Source organism: Faecalibacterium butyricigenerans (genome assembly GCF_020687345.1).
In the GTDB taxonomy this organism is placed as follows: Bacteria; Bacillota; Clostridia; order Oscillospirales; family Ruminococcaceae; genus Faecalibacterium; species Faecalibacterium butyricigenerans.
The window spans coordinates 84,975-100,562 of the sequence record NZ_JAJEQL010000001.1 but is presented as its reverse complement, the minus strand read 5'-3'; the positions used below and the strand labels follow the sequence as shown (position 1 = coordinate 100,562).

Annotated in this window: 17 protein-coding genes, 1 riboswitch and 1 other annotated feature; of the genes, 13 read left to right on the top strand and 4 right to left on the bottom strand. The window is 59.4% G+C overall.

The genetic code is table 11. The annotated features are described in order from the left end of the window. Positions 1–18: 18 nt before the first annotated feature. The 3 genes from LKD23_RS00490 to LKD23_RS00480 are packed head-to-tail and all read right to left on the bottom strand — an operon-like array spanning position 19 to position 2,419. Entirely contained in the window at positions 19–486 is a 468-nt protein-coding gene (locus LKD23_RS00490) for a YwiB family protein (protein ID WP_227619848.1), read from the bottom strand. Between the two features lie 15 nt (positions 487–501). Further along, a complete protein-coding gene (gene murI / locus LKD23_RS00485; protein ID WP_227619847.1) occupies positions 502–1,326 on the bottom strand; it encodes a glutamate racemase in 825 nt (274 codons plus the stop codon). Further along, the gene (locus LKD23_RS00480) at positions 1,319–2,419 is read right to left on the bottom strand and encodes a D-alanine--D-alanine ligase family protein (RefSeq protein WP_227619846.1); all 1,101 of its coding nucleotides are present in this window, start codon (positions 2,417–2,419) and stop codon (positions 1,319–1,321) included. Before LKD23_RS00480 ends, murI begins: the two co-directional genes overlap by 8 nt. A 305-nt stretch (positions 2,420–2,724) precedes the next feature. Between LKD23_RS00480 and rpmG the strand changes: the two genes are divergently transcribed. From rpmG to LKD23_RS00435, 9 genes are all read left to right on the top strand, one after another. After that, the gene (rpmG, locus tag LKD23_RS00475; protein WP_005920501.1) at positions 2,725–2,874 is read left to right on the top strand and encodes a 50S ribosomal protein L33; all 150 of its coding nucleotides are present in this window, start codon (positions 2,725–2,727) and stop codon (positions 2,872–2,874) included. A 17-nt stretch (positions 2,875–2,891) separates the two neighbouring features. Continuing rightward, positions 2,892–3,143, top strand: coding sequence for a preprotein translocase subunit SecE (gene secE, locus LKD23_RS00470; protein WP_227619845.1), 252 nt, complete (start codon positions 2,892–2,894; stop codon positions 3,141–3,143). Between the two features lie 28 nt (positions 3,144–3,171). Further along, positions 3,172–3,702 carry a transcription termination/antitermination protein NusG gene (gene nusG / locus LKD23_RS00465; protein WP_022257697.1) on the top strand — a complete coding sequence of 177 codons (531 nt, stop codon included), beginning with the start codon at positions 3,172–3,174 and terminating at the stop codon, positions 3,700–3,702. A gap of 137 nt (positions 3,703–3,839) precedes the next feature. After that, positions 3,840–4,265 (top strand): 50S ribosomal protein L11, encoded by a 426-nt coding sequence (rplK, locus tag LKD23_RS00460; protein WP_227619844.1) that lies wholly within the window; start codon positions 3,840–3,842, stop codon positions 4,263–4,265. A gap of 57 nt (positions 4,266–4,322) precedes the next feature. Beyond that, the gene (gene rplA / locus LKD23_RS00455; RefSeq protein ID WP_227619843.1) at positions 4,323–5,015 is read left to right on the top strand and encodes a 50S ribosomal protein L1; all 693 of its coding nucleotides are present in this window, start codon (positions 4,323–4,325) and stop codon (positions 5,013–5,015) included. A 67-nt stretch (positions 5,016–5,082) separates the two neighbouring features. Next, positions 5,083–5,221: a sequence feature (ribosomal protein L10 leader region), on the top strand. A gap of 40 nt (positions 5,222–5,261) precedes the next feature. Further along, positions 5,262–5,777, top strand: coding sequence for a 50S ribosomal protein L10 (rplJ, locus tag LKD23_RS00450; RefSeq protein ID WP_227619842.1), 516 nt, complete (start codon positions 5,262–5,264; stop codon positions 5,775–5,777). Positions 5,778–5,848: 71 nt separating this feature from the next. Further along, entirely contained in the window at positions 5,849–6,223 is a 375-nt protein-coding gene (rplL, locus tag LKD23_RS00445; protein ID WP_227619841.1) for a 50S ribosomal protein L7/L12, read from the top strand. 131 nt (positions 6,224–6,354) lie between these two features. Beyond that, positions 6,355–6,440: riboswitch (ZMP/ZTP riboswitch) on the top strand. Between the two features lie 50 nt (positions 6,441–6,490). Further along, entirely contained in the window at positions 6,491–8,152 is a 1,662-nt protein-coding gene (locus LKD23_RS00440; RefSeq protein WP_227619840.1) for a formate--tetrahydrofolate ligase, read from the top strand. A gap of 239 nt (positions 8,153–8,391) precedes the next feature. Then, the gene (locus tag LKD23_RS00435) at positions 8,392–9,417 is read left to right on the top strand and encodes a hypothetical protein (protein ID WP_227619839.1); all 1,026 of its coding nucleotides are present in this window, start codon (positions 8,392–8,394) and stop codon (positions 9,415–9,417) included. A gap of 54 nt (positions 9,418–9,471) precedes the next feature. Here LKD23_RS00435 and LKD23_RS00430 read toward each other — a convergent pair whose 3' ends face one another. Continuing rightward, positions 9,472–10,494 carry a SpoIID/LytB domain-containing protein gene (locus tag LKD23_RS00430; protein WP_227619838.1) on the bottom strand — a complete coding sequence of 341 codons (1,023 nt, stop codon included), beginning with the start codon at positions 10,492–10,494 and terminating at the stop codon, positions 9,472–9,474. Positions 10,495–10,642: 148 nt separating this feature from the next. Between LKD23_RS00430 and LKD23_RS00425 the strand changes: the two genes are divergently transcribed. The 4 genes from LKD23_RS00425 (at position 10,643) to LKD23_RS00410 (ending at position 15,560) form a co-directional block, all read left to right on the top strand. Further along, on the top strand, positions 10,643–11,425 hold the full coding sequence (locus LKD23_RS00425) for a hypothetical protein (RefSeq protein ID WP_227619837.1): 783 nt from the start codon (positions 10,643–10,645) through the stop codon (positions 11,423–11,425). Positions 11,426–11,622: 197 nt separating this feature from the next. Beyond that, positions 11,623–12,654 (top strand): type I glyceraldehyde-3-phosphate dehydrogenase, encoded by a 1,032-nt coding sequence (gene gap, locus LKD23_RS00420; RefSeq protein ID WP_227619836.1) that lies wholly within the window; start codon positions 11,623–11,625, stop codon positions 12,652–12,654. A gap of 223 nt (positions 12,655–12,877) precedes the next feature. Continuing rightward, positions 12,878–14,116, top strand: coding sequence for a nucleotide sugar dehydrogenase (locus LKD23_RS00415; RefSeq protein ID WP_227619954.1), 1,239 nt, complete (start codon positions 12,878–12,880; stop codon positions 14,114–14,116). Positions 14,117–14,351: 235 nt separating this feature from the next. Further along, a complete protein-coding gene (locus tag LKD23_RS00410; RefSeq protein WP_227619835.1) occupies positions 14,352–15,560 on the top strand; it encodes a phosphoglycerate kinase in 1,209 nt (402 codons plus the stop codon). Positions 15,561–15,588 lie beyond the last annotated feature (28 nt).

Genomic DNA, 15,588 nt, shown 5'->3' with positions numbered 1-15,588 from the left:
CATTTGAGGTGCATATCCTTAGTTGACGTGCTGTACCGTCATTTCCAGCGTGTTGCGGCTGACGATGCGGGCATCGTCGGCGTCCAGCAGGTAGCTGAAAGAGGCGCTGCCGCCTTTTTCGGTCAGCTGACAGTCGATGCCGTCGCCGGTGACGCCCAGCGTCAGAGAGCCGACCTCCGTCTCATAGTGACAGAGGTTGCGGCGGTCGCGCTCGATGAGGAGCTGGCTGTTGGCCCGCCCGAAGCGGAGAAGAGCCACTCGGCTGCCGTCCTCGGCGATCTTGATGGTGGTGGTGCAGCCCTCGAAGCCGATGGTCTGTGTCTCCTTGTAGGAGATGTAGTAGCTGCCGTTCTTTTTGGTAAAGCTGCCCCGGGTCATCAGCTCGATGTGGTCGCGGTCCTCCTCGCGGATGACGCCCTCGTTGTCGAACTGGTCGATGGAGCTTTTGATGCGGATGATGTAATTTTCAATGGGTGATCTGCTCACAGTTTTGTGTCCTTATCAGTATTTTTCAATGGCGACCTGATCGATGAGTCCACCCTTGTACTCCCCGAGGAAAAGGTCGGCGGTCTGGGCGAAGCTGTCGGGCACGTCGCTGACGTAGAAATGGGCCTCGCCCTTTTCGTGGTCACCCTTCAGGCCGTGCTCGCTGAGCGTCCGTTCCAGATGATGGGCGGCGGTCTGGGCCGGGTCCACGAGGGTGACGTTCTTGCCCATGTACCAGCCGATCATCTCCTTGAGCAGGGGATAGTGGGTGCAGCCGAGGATGAGGGTGTCCACCCCGGCCTCCCGCACCTCGGCCAGATACTGCGCGATGACCAGACGGGTCACCTGCTGCTTGTCGAGGGCACTGTGGTCCACATAACCGGCCTCCACGAGGGGGACGAAGAGGGGACAGGGACGGGCGGTGATCTCCACGCCGGGGACAAGCTTCCGCAGCAGGGTCTCATAACTGCGGGAACGGATGGTGGCCGCCGTGCCGATGACACCGATACGGCGGTTGCGGGTGACGAAGGCGGCCTCCCGGGCGGCGGCGTCCACGACGCCCAGATAGGGGACGGGGAGCTTCGCGGCCTCGGCGGCGGGGTAGATGCTGGACACCGTGCCGCAGGCGGCCATGATGCACTTCACATCCTTCGACAGCAGGAAGGCGATGTCCTGCCGGGCGTACTGCAAAATAGTCTCAGGGCTGCGGCTGCCGTAGGGGACGCGGCCGGTATCGCCGAAATAGACGATGTTCTCGTGAGGGAGGCGCTTGCGCAGCTCCCGCACGCCGGTCAGCCCGCCAAGGCCGCTGTCGAATACGCCGATGGGACGGTTATCCATGCTGCTTTTCCGTCCTTTCCAGAGCCAGAGCGATGAGGCGGTCGATGAGGGCGGGCACGGGGATGCCCTCGTGCTCCATCAGCTTGGGATACATACTGATGGGGGTAAAGCCGGGGAGGGTGTTGATCTCGTTGATGAGGACGCGGCCGGTGTTCTTCTCTACGAAGAAGTCGCAGCGGGCCAGACCCTCGCAGCCCAGTGCGGTGTAGGCCATGGCGGCGTAGGTCTTCACCTCGTCCAGCTTTTCTTCGGGCAGCTTTGCCGGGATGACCACCTGACTGACGCCGTTCTTGTACTTGTCGTCGTAGGTGTAGAATTCCGCACCTGCCAGAATTTCGCCCGGGCGGGTGGAGACGGCGGGGTCGGAGCCGATGACGGCGCACTCCACCTCGTGGCCGTCCACGAAGGCCTCGAAAACCACCTTGCGGTCGTTTGCCAAAGCCAGACGGATGGCCTCCTTCAGCTCAGTGCGGTCGTGGGCCTTGGTGATGCCCACGCTGGAACCGGCGTTGGCGGGTTTGACGAAGATGGGCCAGCCCAGCTTGGCGATGACGCCGTCACAGACGCCCTCGGGGTCGCACTCGATCTCCCAGCGGGTGGCGGAGAGCCACTTGGTGTGGGGGATGCCGGAAGCGTCGAACATAGCGTTGGCCACTGCCTTGTCCATGCAGACGGCGCTGGCCAGAACGCCGCAGCCGACGTAGGGGATGCCGGCCAGCTCCAGCAGGCCCTGCACGGTGCCGTCCTCGCCCCACAGGCCGTGGAGGACGGGGATGACCACATCGGCGCGGACCTTCTCCACCTGCCCGGCGGGGGTGAAGAGGATGAGGCCGTGGTCGGCGCGGTCGGGGCTGACCACGCAGGGCATATTGCCCGGAAGCTCTTCCCAGCTGCCGTCGGCCATCTGGGCCGAGGTGGCTTCGGTGTAGAGCCAGCGGCCATCTTTCGTGATGCCGATGGTCAGCAGCTCGTAGCGCTGGCGATCGAGCTGGTCCACGAAGGTGCCGGCGGACACGCGGCTGACCTCGTGCTCACTGGACATCCCGCCGAACAGGACGACGACGCACATTTTATGTTCAGAATCGGATAACATAATCGATCTCTCCTGATCTCAGGGCCGCTGCACCCGGCAGACAGGCCCAAAATTTAGTCTATATCCATAGATACACTTATTATATAATATTTATGTCCGGGATGCAAGCGCCGCTGCACAGACAGGCCGGGAGAAAGAAAAAGCAAAAAACCAGAAAAAACGCAGGATTTCCGCTTGACGAATGGAAAAAGACGTGATACAATGATAACACCTCTTTTGCGGGGTTATTAAGTGCGCCTGTTTAGAGGGCACACCCGCAAGCCGAGGGAGGTTCAAAACAACCGTTATAATGGAGGTGTCAACAAATGACCGTTAAAATCACTCTGGCCTGCACCGAGTGCAAGCAGCGCAACTACAACACCACGAAGAACAAGAAGAACAACCCCGATCGTCTCGAGATGAAGAAGTACTGCCGCTTCTGCAAGAAGCACACCGTTCATCGCGAAACCAAGTAAGAAAGGCGGACAACATCATGGCAGACAAAACCGAGAAAAAGCCGGGCTTTGTGGCCAGAATGAAGGCCGCCGTGAAGGGTTTTGCCGCAAATGCGGCAAAGTTCTTCCGCGACACGAAGAGCGAGCTGAAAAAGGTCGTGTGGCCGTCTAAGGCGGACATCAAGACCAACACCGTCGTGGTGCTCGTGACTGTGGCGATCGCAGCCGTCGTGATGATCGCACTGGATGCCGTCTTCGGCGGTGTTCTGGGCCTTGTCATCGGCGCTTGAATCATCTTGAAACGGAGGGTCAACCAGAATGGAAGAGCAGTCCAATGAGGCTCTTTGGTATGTCGTGCATACCTATTCCGGCTACGAAAACAAAGTGGCAACGGACTTACAGACTATGGTGGAGAACCGCCGCCTGCAGGATCTGATCTGCGACATCAAGGTCCCGACCGAGATGGTCCCTGAGATCAAGGACGGCAAGGAGCGTATGGTGGAGCACAAGCTGTTCCCCGGCTACGTTCTGGTCAAGATGGTCATGAACGACGACACTTGGTATGTCGTGCGCAACACGCGCGGCTGCACCGGTTTCGTCGGCCCTGCCTCGAAGCCTGTCCCCCTGACCGCTGAGGAAGTGGAGAAGATGGGCGTCGAGAAGGCGGCTCCGCTGACCGTCGATTTCAAAGTCGGCGATACCGTGCAGATCACCGCCGGCCCTCTGGAAGGCTTTATGGGCCTTGTGGAGGGGATCGATACCGAGAGCTTCAAAGTCAAGCTCAAGGTCAATATGTTCGGCCGCGAGACGCCCGCAGAGGTGGACATCGCGCAGGTCGAGCTGCCGTAACCAACCGGCACAGACCGTTCTACCAAGGTAAGACCGCAGTGCGGTTCTTATAGAGCGTGCACATCGGGTGCGCGCTCGTGGGAGGCGCGGAGACACCGCGCCGCAACTCACCACAGATTTTTGGAGGTGCATTTACTATGGCACAGAAAGTTACTGGCTACATTAAGCTGCAGATCGAGGCCGGCAAGGCGACTCCGGCTCCCCCTGTTGGCCCTGCTCTGGGTCAGAAGGGCGTCAACATCATGGCCTTCACCAAGGAGTTCAACGAGCGTACGAAGAACCAGATGGGTTATGTCATCCCCGTCGTCATCACCGTCTACGCTGACCGCTCCTTCAGCTTCATCACCAAGACTCCTCCGGCAGCTGTTCTGATCAAGAAGGCCGCTGGCATCAACACCGCTTCCGGCAAGCCCAACAAGGAAAAGGTCGCTACTCTGACCGCCGCTCAGGTGGAAGAGATCGCCAAGACCAAGATGCCCGACCTGAACGCTGCTTCTCTGGAAGCTGCATGCAGCATGGTCCGCGGCACCTGCCGTTCCATGGGCATCACTGTCGAGGGCTGAGACATAAACAGTGGGAGGGCATAACACTGCCCGCATGACCACACAGGAGGATATACAATGAAACATGGCAAGCACTATGTCGACGCTGCAAAGCTGGTCGATTCTACTAAAATGTACGATGTGAACGAGGCTCTGGAGCTGGCTTGCAAGACCGCTTCTGCCAAGTTCGACGAGACCGTCGAGCTGCACGTCCGTCTGGGCGTCGATGGCCGCCACGCTGACCAGCAGGTCCGCGGCGCTGTCGTCCTGCCCAACGGCACCGGCAAGACCGTCCGCGTCTGCGCCATCGCAAAGGGCGCTGCTGCCGCTGCTGCTGAGGCAGCCGGCGCTGATATTGTCGGTGATGATGAGCTGATCGCAAAGATCGCCGGCGGCTTCATGGACTTCGACGTTGTCGTCACCACCCCCGACATGATGGGCCGCGTCGGCCGTCTCGGTAAGGTGCTGGGCCCCCGCGGCCTGATGCCCAACCCCAAGGCTGGTACTGTCGCTCCCGATCTGGGCAAGGCAGTCACCGAGGCCAAGGCTGGTAAGATCGAGTACCGTCTGGACAAGCAGAACATCATCCATGTCCCCGTGGGCAAGGCTTCCTTCGGTGCAGAGAAGCTGTACACCAACCTGGATACCGTCATGAGCGCCATTGCAAAGGCTAAGCCCGCCGCTGCAAAGGGCACTTACTTCAAGAGCGCTACCATCGCCACCACCATGGGCCCTGGCATCCGTCTCAACACCCTGAAGTACGGCGTCTGATTTTTGGATCAAGAGTACTTTTTTGAAAAAATTCAAAAAAGTACTTGACAACTCCGCACGTTTGCGGTAAAATAATTATGCTGTTTTTGAGACAGCAGGTGCTGGAGTCCAGCGTAAGGCTATGCCGCCTGCCGAGAAACGTGCGTAAAGTTGCTTTATGCCTCTTTCTCGGCCAAGTGCGGGAAAGAGGCTTTTTTCGTTGCTCACCAGCTTTCGATATAAGTTTTTGAAACGAGGTGAAACCGAATGCCCAGTGCAAAGATTCTTTCTGAGAAGCAGGCTTACGTCGCTGATCTGAAGGCAAAGTTTGAGAGTGCGGTTTCCGGCTGCGTCGTCGCTTACGGCGGCATCAACGTCGAGAACGACACCAAGCTCCGTAAGGAGCTGCGTGAGGCAGGCGTCGATTACATGGTCGTGAAGAACACCATGCTGCGTCTGGCTGTCAAGGGCACTTCTCTGGAGGCCCTGGCTGAGCAGTTCAAGGGCGATACCGCTATCGCTTTTGCTCACGAGGAGGACCCCATGTCCGCTGCCCGCATCCTGTGCAAGTATCAGGATGGCGATAAGTCCAAGAAGTTCGTCGTGAAGGCAGGCTTCATGGAGGGCAAGGTCATGGACGCTGCCGAGACCAACGCCATCGCAAAGCTGCCCAACCGCGAAGGCATGCTGTCCATGTTTGCAGGCGCCCTCACCAGCACTCTGTCTGGTCTGGCTGTTGCAATGCAGGCTTATGCCGACAAGCAGGAGGAGCCTGCTGCCTAATGGCTGCATGACCGCTGCTTAAAACACATCTGAAACAAACAACAAACCATTTATATTGGAGGGTTACTACTATGGCTTCTGAGAAGATTACTGCCATCATCGACTCCGTCAAGGAGCTGTCCGTTCTGGAGCTGAAAGAGCTGATCGACGCATACTGCGAGGAGTTCGGCGTTTCTGCTGTTGCTGCTGCTGCTCCCGCTGCTGCTGGCGCTGCTGCTGCCGCTGAGGAAGAGAAGACCGAGTTCGACGTCATCCTGGTCGAGGCTGGCGCTGGCAAGATGGGCGTCATCAAGCTGGTCAAGGAGATCACCGGTCTGGGCCTGAAGGAGGCTAAGGCTATCGTTGACGGCGCTCCCAAGGCTGTCAAGGAGAAGGCTTCCAAGGCTGAGGCTGACGACATCAAGAAGAAGCTGGAGGATGCCGGCGCTAAGGTTGAGGTTAAGTAATTTAATCTCCCCGAAGTTGGCTTCTTGAATTTCGATTCTTGAACAAAGAGGCGCTCTCGCTGCAAGGCGGGAGCGTCTTTTTTCGTTTGTGCTTGACAAACCCTGCGCGGGTGTGTTATCTTTTAGATGTTAGCTGACCCTTCTGCTGACGGATCTTGTGGAGCACCACAGTGCGGAAGGGAAGAAAAGCTTTTTGCCGACCGTCTGGGCAGCCTTGCGTAATGGTGCGCAAAGCTGCCTTTTTTGTTATCAAGGAGGATGCTGAACATGAAGTCTGACATCGAGATCGCACAGGAAGCCAAAATGAAGCCCATCGCAGAGATCGCCGCCGGTCTGGGCCTTGCCGACGAGGACGTGATCCCCTATGGCCGCTACAAGGCCAAGATCAACCACCGCCTCATCCATAAGGCCTCGAAGCAGGGCAAGCTGATCCTCGTCACGGCCATCAGCCCCACCCCCGCAGGCGAGGGCAAGACGACCACCAGCGTGGGTCTGGCCGACGCCATGAATGCGCTGGGCAAGAAGACCATGCTCTGCCTCCGCGAGCCTTCCCTCGGCCCCGTTTTTGGCGTCAAGGGCGGCGCAGCCGGCGGCGGCTATGCGCAGGTGGTGCCGATGGAGGACATCAACCTCCACTTCACCGGTGACCTTCACGCCATCGGCGCAGCCAACAACCTGCTGGCCGCGATGATCGACAACAGCATCCAGCAGGGCAACCCCCTGAACATTGACCCCCGCCGCATCACTTGGAAGCGCTGCATGGACATGAACGACCGTCAGCTCCGCTTCATCGTGGACGGTCTGGGCGGTAAGGTCAACGGCACTCCCCGGGAGGACGGCTTCGACATCACCGTCGCCAGCGAGGTCATGGCCATCTTCTGCCTCGCTACCAGCATCTCCGACCTGAAAGAGCGCCTCGCCAAGATCGTCTGCGCCTACACCTACGACGGCAAGCCCGTCACCGCCGGGGAGATCGGCGCGGCCGGTGCCATGACCGCCCTGCTGAAGGATGCGCTCGACCCCAACCTCGTCCAGACCCTCGAGAACAACCCCGCCATCATCCACGGCGGCCCCTTCGCCAACATCGCCCACGGCTGCAACAGTGTCATGGCCACCAAGCTCAGCCTCTCGCTGGCCGATTACGTCATCACCGAGGCCGGCTTCGGCGCAGACCTCGGCGCGGAAAAGTTCCTTGACATCAAGTGCCGCTATGCGGGCATCGCACCCAGCGCCTGTGTGCTGGTGGCGACCCTCCGCGCCCTCAAGAGCCACGGCGGTGTGGCAAAGGCGGACTTGAACGCTCCCAACCTCGAGGCCGTCAAGAAGGGCGCAGCCAATCTCGTCCGCCACATCGACAACATGAAGAACGGCTTCGGTCTGCCCGTGGTGGTGGCAATCAACGCCTTCCCCACTGACACCGCCGAGGAGCAGGCCTACGTCGAGCAGGTCTGCGCCGAGCAGGGCGTGCCCTGCGTCCTGAGCGAAGTCTTTGCCAAGGGCGGCGAGGGCGGCAAGGCGCTGGCAGAGAAGGTGCTGGACATCATGGAGGACTGCTCCGTCCAGTACACCTACCCGCTGGAGATGCCCCTGAAGGATAAGATCAGCGCCATCGCCACGAAGATCTACCGCGCCGACGGCGTGAGCTACAGCGCTGCTGCCGCCAAGACGCTGGCCGAGCTGACGGAGATGGGTTACGGCGATCTGCCTGTCTGCATCGCCAAGACCCAGTACAGCTTCAGCGACAATGCCAAGCTCACCGGCGCGCCCACCGGCTTTACGATGGAGGTGCGTGAGGTGCGTCTGGCTGCGGGTGCCGGTTTCGTGGTGGTCATCTGCGGAAACATCATGACCATGCCCGGCCTGCCCAAGAAGCCCGCTGCCGTGGGTATCGATGTGGACGCCGACGGCAAGATCACAGGCCTGTTCTAAACGAAATTTCGTTCCATTCCTGCCCCTGCTGTCCTTCGGGACGGCGGGGGCTTTTTTGTAATATAGCCCAAAAAGTTAGCCGATAATTGTGCACCTTGCTCTGAAACTGTGTACAAAGGGTGTGAGATTTGAGAAAAAAGTCTTCATGTGGTTTACAAAAGTGTAACAAACTGTTATACTTTACAGCAGTGAATAATAACTGAAGGGATGAGTCAAACATGGAATGTGCGCCGCACCGGATGTGTAAGAAACTGATGGCCCTTGTGCTGTCGCTCGTGATGATGGCTGTGATGCTGCCGGGAGCGCTGGCCGTAGACCTCAATGTGGACGCAGGCTTCTACTTCAAACAGAGCCGGGGCGGAACCTGTACGCTGGCTTCTGCCGCCATGATGCTTCGCCGCCGCGCTTTTCTGGACGGCCTGACCGACTGGACGGATGTGACCGAGAACAGCGTCCGGGGCAGTGCATGGTCCGGGGGACTGGCCCACAGCTTCAACTATAATGCTATGCAGGTGGGCTACGCCACCCTGCCCTCCGGCACGGAAGCCAAGAAGCAGACGCTCATCCAGCTGCTGGCCGAGCACCCCGAGGGCATCGTCCTCTATGACCGCAGCCGTCCCCACGCTGTTCTCCTGACGGATTACACCGACGGCGTCTTCTATTGCTCCGACCCGGCCGGGAGCGTTTCGCTGGGCCGCGTGCCCATCTCGGCGGCAAGCATCTCCATCGCGGGGGCGTCCTGCTACTGGTACATCACCTCGGATCAGAATAGTGTCACGGCCTCGCCGGACAGCCTCCGTTTGGAAGGGATGCACTACCCGGTCAACATCCGCACCGGAAAGGGTATGAGCGTGAGCGGCATCGCCGCCAGCGCCTCGAACGCCGTACTGACGGAGGTCGAGGTGGTCATCCTTGACGCCAACGACCAGACCGTCCAGAGCGCCGAAGCGGCCCCCAACGTGTCCAGCTGGTCGCTGAAGAACCTCGACAGTCAGATCCGCTTCGGTGAGCTGCCGGAGGGCAGCTACACCTACATGGTCGTCCTGACGGACTCCAATGGGCAGACCCTCTGCTTCATGAGCGACTTCACGGTGTCCGGCAGCGCCAACAGCACCGCTGTCTACTGGTCGGTGCAGGATCCCTCCGGCTCGAAGGTGAGCCAGATCGTTCAGGAGGTCGAAGCGGCAGCTGTCGAGGCAGTGGAGTCTGGCTCTGAGGCCGTAGGCGAGACGAAAAAGAACATCTGGAGCTGGCTTCTGGGCTGAGTTTCCGAAATAAGAACAGGGTGGTCAGCACTTGCCGGCCACCCTGTTTTTGCGTCACCGGCAGAGCTGGGTGCCGGGGAAATAGTGGGCGAGGATGTCTGCATAGCCCTGCCCCTGCTCGGCCAGCGCCTTTGCGCCCCACTGGCTCAGGCCGACGCCGTGGCCGTAGCCCCGCGTCGTGATGCAGAAGCCGCCGTCCTGATACCGGAGGGTGAAGCAGGCGCTCCGCAGCCCCAGTGCCCGCCGGAGGGCCGCGCCGGAGACGGTCTGGCCGCAGACGGGCAGAGAGGCGACATAGCCGGAGGCCGTCAGGGTCGGTTCGCCGAACCATTGCCCGGGCGCGGCAGGGTCGGTGGCAATGCCCAGCCCTTCCGAAAGGAGCTGCCCCGTCTGCGCGGCAGAGAGGGTGAGCGTGACCTCGTAGTTGTCGGCGGACAGGTCGGTGCTGCTGTCCACCGGGACGAGATAGGGGAGGGCGCTGCCCCAGACGTTCTCGCTGGCCTCGGTGCGGCCGTTGGAGAGGGCAAAATAGCTCGTCCCTGCCGCTGCGCCGTCATAGCAGAGGACATCGCCGAGGACGGAATCCACAAGGGAGGAGAGCCGGGCATAATTGGCCTCGTAGTCGGTGCCCCAGTAGCTGTGGAGGACGGCGTCGGTCAGATAGCCCTGCCGCCGCGCCGGGTCGGCGGAGAGCCAGCTGCCGTTGGCCGCAGAGGCGTGGTCGCGGCAGTAGAGGGCGTAGCTGTGGGCTGCAACGATCTGGGCTTTGAGGGCCTCGTCCGGCCACGAGAGCGGCATCTCAGCCGCCGCTGCCCCGATGAGATAGTCCCGCTTCGGCACCTGCTGCACTTCGCTGGTGGTACTGTCCTCGATGAGAAAGAGGTCTGCATCGCCCTCGTAGGCGGCAGGAGCGGCCTCCGGGGCGGCTGGAGCGGCGCTGGACGCGGGGGAAGGAGCGACATCCGCCCTGCGGCCCAGCACCGCCCGGGCCAGCCGATAGCCCGCCAGCGGCAGAGCGCTGCCCAGCACGAGGAGCAGGGCGCAGAGGAGCAGAAAGGCTTTTTTCACTGAGAACATCCCTCCCGGACAGACATTTTACTCTCAGTCTACCGGCTGACGTCAGCAAAAAAGCGCACAAGAAAGGAATGCCTTGCATTTCAGCCGAAAGCGCGTTATCATATTCTATAAGATTCTCCCCAGAGGGGATAAAATTCGAGGATGACAGATGAATTCTTTGATCTTGGTTTCGCTTATCCTGAGTGTGCTGCTGGGCATTTTCCGGGGCATCGACCTGACGTTCTGGACGGACGCAGAAACGGGCCTCTGCGTGGTCGGTCCGGTCTGGCTGCGATATGCGGCGCTGGCTGCGGTGGTCGGCATCGCTGTGGCGGCGGGCCGCAGCAGTCAGCCGAAGCCTGACGCGCTGCGGGGGCGGTGCATCCCCTCCGGCGTCGCGGCACTGGCGGCAGCGGTCTGCTATGGAGAGACCGCTGTGTTGCGCATCCTCTGGATGCACAGCAGCGTGGTGATGCTCCTGCGCGCAGTGCTGGAGGCGCTGTGCGCGTTCTGGATGCTCGGGCTGGGGCTGAGCTGGCTGCGGAAGGATTGGAAGGCCCCCACCCGCAGCCTCACGCCCGCCGTGCTGGGCAGCGTCATCTTTTACTGGTGCGTGCTGGCCCGCTTCATGGAGAACAGCTCCAGCTGGCACCGCGTCGCCCCCACTGCGATGGTCTGGCAGCTGCTGGCGGGGCTGGTGTTCCTCTCGGCGCTGGCCCGGGCGCTCTATCTGCCCGGCACCTCCGATGGCCGCACCCTCTGCGCCGGGGCACTGGCGTCCTTCGCGCTCTGCCTGTGCTGGGAGATGCCCAGTGTGGTGCAGATGCTGGCAGAAAACGGCAGCGCCGCCCTCCTGACACCGGAGCTGCTGTTCCGGCTGGGGCTGTGCTGTGTGGGTGTGCTGGGGGGCTTGTGCGCCGTGCGGTGCTGCCGTGCTGGACAGGGTGCATAAACCCATCAGCAGCCGGTTGGTTGAATTGCTCAAAACAGCACACCATTCCCGGATAAAATAGTACAAAAGCAAAAAAGTGTGAAAACGACTTGTTAATTTTTTGGCAGGCACTTGAAACTTTTGCCGTTTTGGTCTAAAATAAGAGTACCGTGAATTATCCGAATCAGGGTAAGAAACATTTAGGAGGTACTATTAACATGGCTGTTAGAGTTGCTATCAATGGTTTTGGTCGTATTGGCCGTCTGGCTTTCCGTCAGATGTTTGATGCTGAGGGTTACGAGGTCGTCGCTATCAACGACCTGACCAGCCCCAAGATGCTGGCTCACCTGCTGAAGTACGATACCGCTCAGGGCTCCTTCTGCGGCAAGATCGGCGAGAATAAGCACACCGTCGAGGCTACCGAGGATTCCATCATTGTCGATGGCAAGGAGATCAAGATCTACGCTGTCAAGGACGCTAAGGATGCTCCTTGGGGCAAGCTGAACGTCGATGTCGTTCTGGAGTGCACCGGCTTCTACACCAGCAAGGAGAAGAGCATGGCTCACATTCAGGCTGGCGCTAAGAAGGTCGTTATCTCTGCTCCCGCAGGCAACGACCTGAAGACCATCGTTTACTCCGTCAACGAGAAGACCCTGACCAAGGAAGATCAGGTCATCTCTGCTGCTTCCTGCACCACCAACTGCCTGGCTCCTATGGCCGACACCCTGAACAAGACCTACCCCATCGTCTCCGGCATCATGACCACTGTTCATGCTTACACCGGCGACCAGATGATCCTGGATGGTCCTCAGCGCAAGGGCGACCTGCGCCGTGCTCGTGCTGGCGCACAGAACATCGTCCCCAACAGCACCGGTGCTGCTAAGGCCATCGGTCTGGTCATCCCCGAGCTGAACGGCAAGCTGATCGGCTCTGCTCAGCGTGTGCCTGTCCCCACCGGCTCCACCACCATTCTGGTCGCTGTCGTCAAGGGCAAGGACGTCACCAAGGAGTCCATCAACGCTGCTATGAAGGCTGCTACTTCTGAGTCCTTCGGCTACAACGAGGATCAGATCGTTTCCTCCGATGTCATCGGTATGCGTTACGGCTCTCTGTTCGATTCCACCCAGACCATGGTCGCTAAGATCGACGACGACACCTATCAGGTTCAGGTCGTGTCTTGGTACGACAACGAGAACTCCTACACCTCTCAGATGGTCCGTACCATTAAGTACTTTGCTGAGAACTGCTGATCACAGCTCTACGCTCAAAAGTGCTTGAGGTGGCGTGCTGAAAAGCACGGATGCCAATAAGTGAGTTCAACACCCTTCCTTTTACGGGTTTCCGTGAGAGGAAGGGTGTTTTTTGTTTATCCTTGCTTGCTGTTCGGCCCGCTTCATGATACAATAAAACAGAAGCCGCCGAACATTTTATAGTTGTGTCGTAGGAGCGAAAGCCATGAGAGCATTCGAAAAACTGAACATTGCCGTTGCGGGCACAGGCTATGTCGGCCTGTCCATCGCCACCCTGCTGAGCCAGCACCACCATGTTACCGCTGTGGACATCGTGCCGGAGAAAGTGGAGCAGATCAACCACAAAAAGTCTCCCATTCAGGATGACTACATTGAACGATACCTTGCGGAAAAGGATCTCGACCTGACCGCTACGCTGGACGGGGAAGCGGCCTACCGGGACGCGGACTTCGTGGTCATTGCCGCCCCGACCAACTACGACAGCCGGAAGAACTTCTTCGATACCTCTGCGGTGGAGGCGGTCATCCAGCTGGTGATGAAGGCGAACCCCGAGGCCATCATGGTCATCAAGTCCACCATCCCGGTGGGCTTCACGGCTTCGGTTCGGGAAAAATATCAGTGCAGGAACATCATCTTCAGCCCGGAGTTTCTGCGGGAGTCCAAAGCGCTGTATGACAATCTCTACCCCAGCCGCATCATCGTGGGTACGGATATGCAGGACGACCGCCTTGTGGAGGCGGCCCACACCTTCGCCCATCTGCTGCAGGAGGGGGCCATCAAGAAAGATGTCGAGACCCTCTTCATGGGCTTCACGGAGGCAGAGGCCGTCAAACTGTTTGCAAACACATATCTGGCGCTCCGCGTCTCCTTCTTCAACGAGCTGGACACCTATGCCGAGATGAAGGGCCTTGACACCCAGAAGATCATCGAGGGCGTCTGCCTCGATCCCCGCATCGGCACACATTATAATAACCCCAGCTTCGGCTACGGCGGCTACTGCCTGCCCAAGGACACAAAGCAGCTTCTTGCCAACTACGCCGACGTGCCCGAGAACCTCATCGAGGCCATCGTGGAGTCCAACCGCACTCGCAAGGACTTTATCGCCGACCGGGTGCTTCAGATGGCGGGCTACTACAGCTATGGGGAGGAGAACGAGTACGACGCAAGGGAGGAGAAGCCCTGCGTCATCGGCGTCTACCGCCTGACCATGAAGGCGAACTCCGACAACTTCCGTCAGTCCTCCATTCAGGGCGTCATGAAGCGGATCAAGGCCAAGGGCGCGACCGTCATCATCTACGAGCCGACGCTGGAGAATGGCACGACCTTCTTTGGCAGTGAGGTGGTAAACGACCTTGAGGCGTTCAAAAAGCGGAGTCAGGCCATCATTGCCAACCGCTATGACAGCTGCCTCGATGATGTACAGGAGAAGGTCTACACCCGCGACCTGTTCCGGAGAGACTGAGCCTCGCAGCCCGGCTTTGTCGGGCGGACGCGGGATGGAAAGGCTGCTCTTTGTCAAGCCACTGTCAAAATAGACACAATTCCAGAATATCCCGGGAAAAGTTTGTTAATAAATTATCCATCCGCCGTCCTTGCAATACACACACATTTTGTTTATAATAGTGTCATAGGGGTCAAGGCCCCGAGAGTGAGCGAAATTCGATTCCGAAGAATGAATTGAGAGGAGAATAATCACTATGGGTTTAGGTAAAAAGACGATCGACGATCAGAACTACTGCGGCAAGAAGGTCCTTGTCCGCTGCGATTTCAACGTCCCCATGAAGGACGGCGTCATCACCAACGAGAACCGTATCAATGCGGCTCTGCCCACCATCCAGAAGCTGGTCAATGACGGCGCAAAGGTCATCCTGTGCAGCCATCTGGGCAAGCCGAAGAACGGCCCCGAGGCAAAGTTCAGCCTCGCACCCGTTGCTGTGGCTCTGAGCGCAAAGCTGGGCAAGACCGTCGTGTTTGCTGACGACGACAACGTCGTGGGCGAGAATGCAAAGGCTGCTGTCGCTGCCATGAACAACGGCGACGTCGTCCTGCTGCAGAACACCCGTTTCCGCAAGGAAGAGACCAAGAACATCCCCGAGTTCTCTCAGGAGCTGGCTTCTCTGGCCGACGCTTATGTTGACGATGCATTCGGCAGCTGCCATCGTGCACACTGCTCCACCGCAGGCGTCACCGACTACATCAAGGACACCGCTGTCGGCTACCTGATGGAGAAGGAGATCAAGTACCTCGGCAACGCCGTGAACGATCCCGTCCGTCCCTTCACCGCCATTCTGGGCGGCGCAAAGGTCGCTGACAAGCTGAATGTCATCTCCAACCTGCTGGAGAAGGTCGATACTCTCATCATCGGCGGCGGCATGGCCTATACCTTCATCAAGGCACAGGGCTATGAGGTCGGCAAGAGCCTGTGCGACGACTCCAAGCTGGACTACTGCAAGGAGATGATGGCAAAGGCTCAGGAGAAGGGCGTCAAGCTGCTCCTGCCCGTCGATACTGCCTGTGTCGAGAACTTCCCTGACCCCATCGACGCTCCCGTCGAGACCACCGTTGTCCCTGTCACCGCCATCCCGGCTGACATGGAGGGCTGCGACATCGGCCCCGAGACCATGAAGCTGTTTGCCGATGCGGTCAAGGCTTCCAAGACCGTCGTCTGGAACGGCCCCATGGGCGTCTTCGAGAACCCGACTCTGGCAGCCGGCACTCTGGCGGTGGCCAAGGCAATGGCTGAGAGCGACGCTACCACCGTCATCGGCGGCGGCGACAGCGCAGCAGCTGTCCAGCAGATGGGTCTGGGCGATAAGATGACCCACATCTCCACCGGCGGCGGCGCTTCTCTGGAGTATCTGGAGGGCAAGGAGCTGCCCGGCATCGCAGTCATCCAGAACGCATAATTCCGGCATCATAAATGGGTGCGGCGGC

Coding starts and splice junctions, on each gene's coding strand:
- murI (WP_227619847.1), bottom strand. CDS start 1,326: ATGGATAACCGTCCCATCGGCGTATTCGACAGCGGCCTTGGCGGGCTG.
- LKD23_RS00410 (WP_227619835.1), top strand. CDS start 14,352: ATGGGTTTAGGTAAAAAGACGATCGACGATCAGAACTACTGCGGCAAG.
- secE (WP_227619845.1), top strand. CDS start 2,892: ATGGCAGACAAAACCGAGAAAAAGCCGGGCTTTGTGGCCAGAATGAAG.
- gap (WP_227619836.1), top strand. CDS start 11,623: ATGGCTGTTAGAGTTGCTATCAATGGTTTTGGTCGTATTGGCCGTCTG.
- rplA (WP_227619843.1), top strand. CDS start 4,323: ATGAAACATGGCAAGCACTATGTCGACGCTGCAAAGCTGGTCGATTCT.
- LKD23_RS00480 (WP_227619846.1), bottom strand. CDS start 2,419: ATGTTATCCGATTCTGAACATAAAATGTGCGTCGTCGTCCTGTTCGGC.
- LKD23_RS00435 (WP_227619839.1), top strand. CDS start 8,392: ATGTGTAAGAAACTGATGGCCCTTGTGCTGTCGCTCGTGATGATGGCT.
- rplK (WP_227619844.1), top strand. CDS start 3,840: ATGGCACAGAAAGTTACTGGCTACATTAAGCTGCAGATCGAGGCCGGC.
- rplL (WP_227619841.1), top strand. CDS start 5,849: ATGGCTTCTGAGAAGATTACTGCCATCATCGACTCCGTCAAGGAGCTG.
- rplJ (WP_227619842.1), top strand. CDS start 5,262: ATGCCCAGTGCAAAGATTCTTTCTGAGAAGCAGGCTTACGTCGCTGAT.
- nusG (WP_022257697.1), top strand. CDS start 3,172: ATGGAAGAGCAGTCCAATGAGGCTCTTTGGTATGTCGTGCATACCTAT.
- LKD23_RS00425 (WP_227619837.1), top strand. CDS start 10,643: ATGAATTCTTTGATCTTGGTTTCGCTTATCCTGAGTGTGCTGCTGGGC.
- LKD23_RS00430 (WP_227619838.1), bottom strand. CDS start 10,494: ATGTTCTCAGTGAAAAAAGCCTTTCTGCTCCTCTGCGCCCTGCTCCTC.
- LKD23_RS00440 (WP_227619840.1), top strand. CDS start 6,491: ATGAAGTCTGACATCGAGATCGCACAGGAAGCCAAAATGAAGCCCATC.
- rpmG (WP_005920501.1), top strand. CDS start 2,725: ATGACCGTTAAAATCACTCTGGCCTGCACCGAGTGCAAGCAGCGCAAC.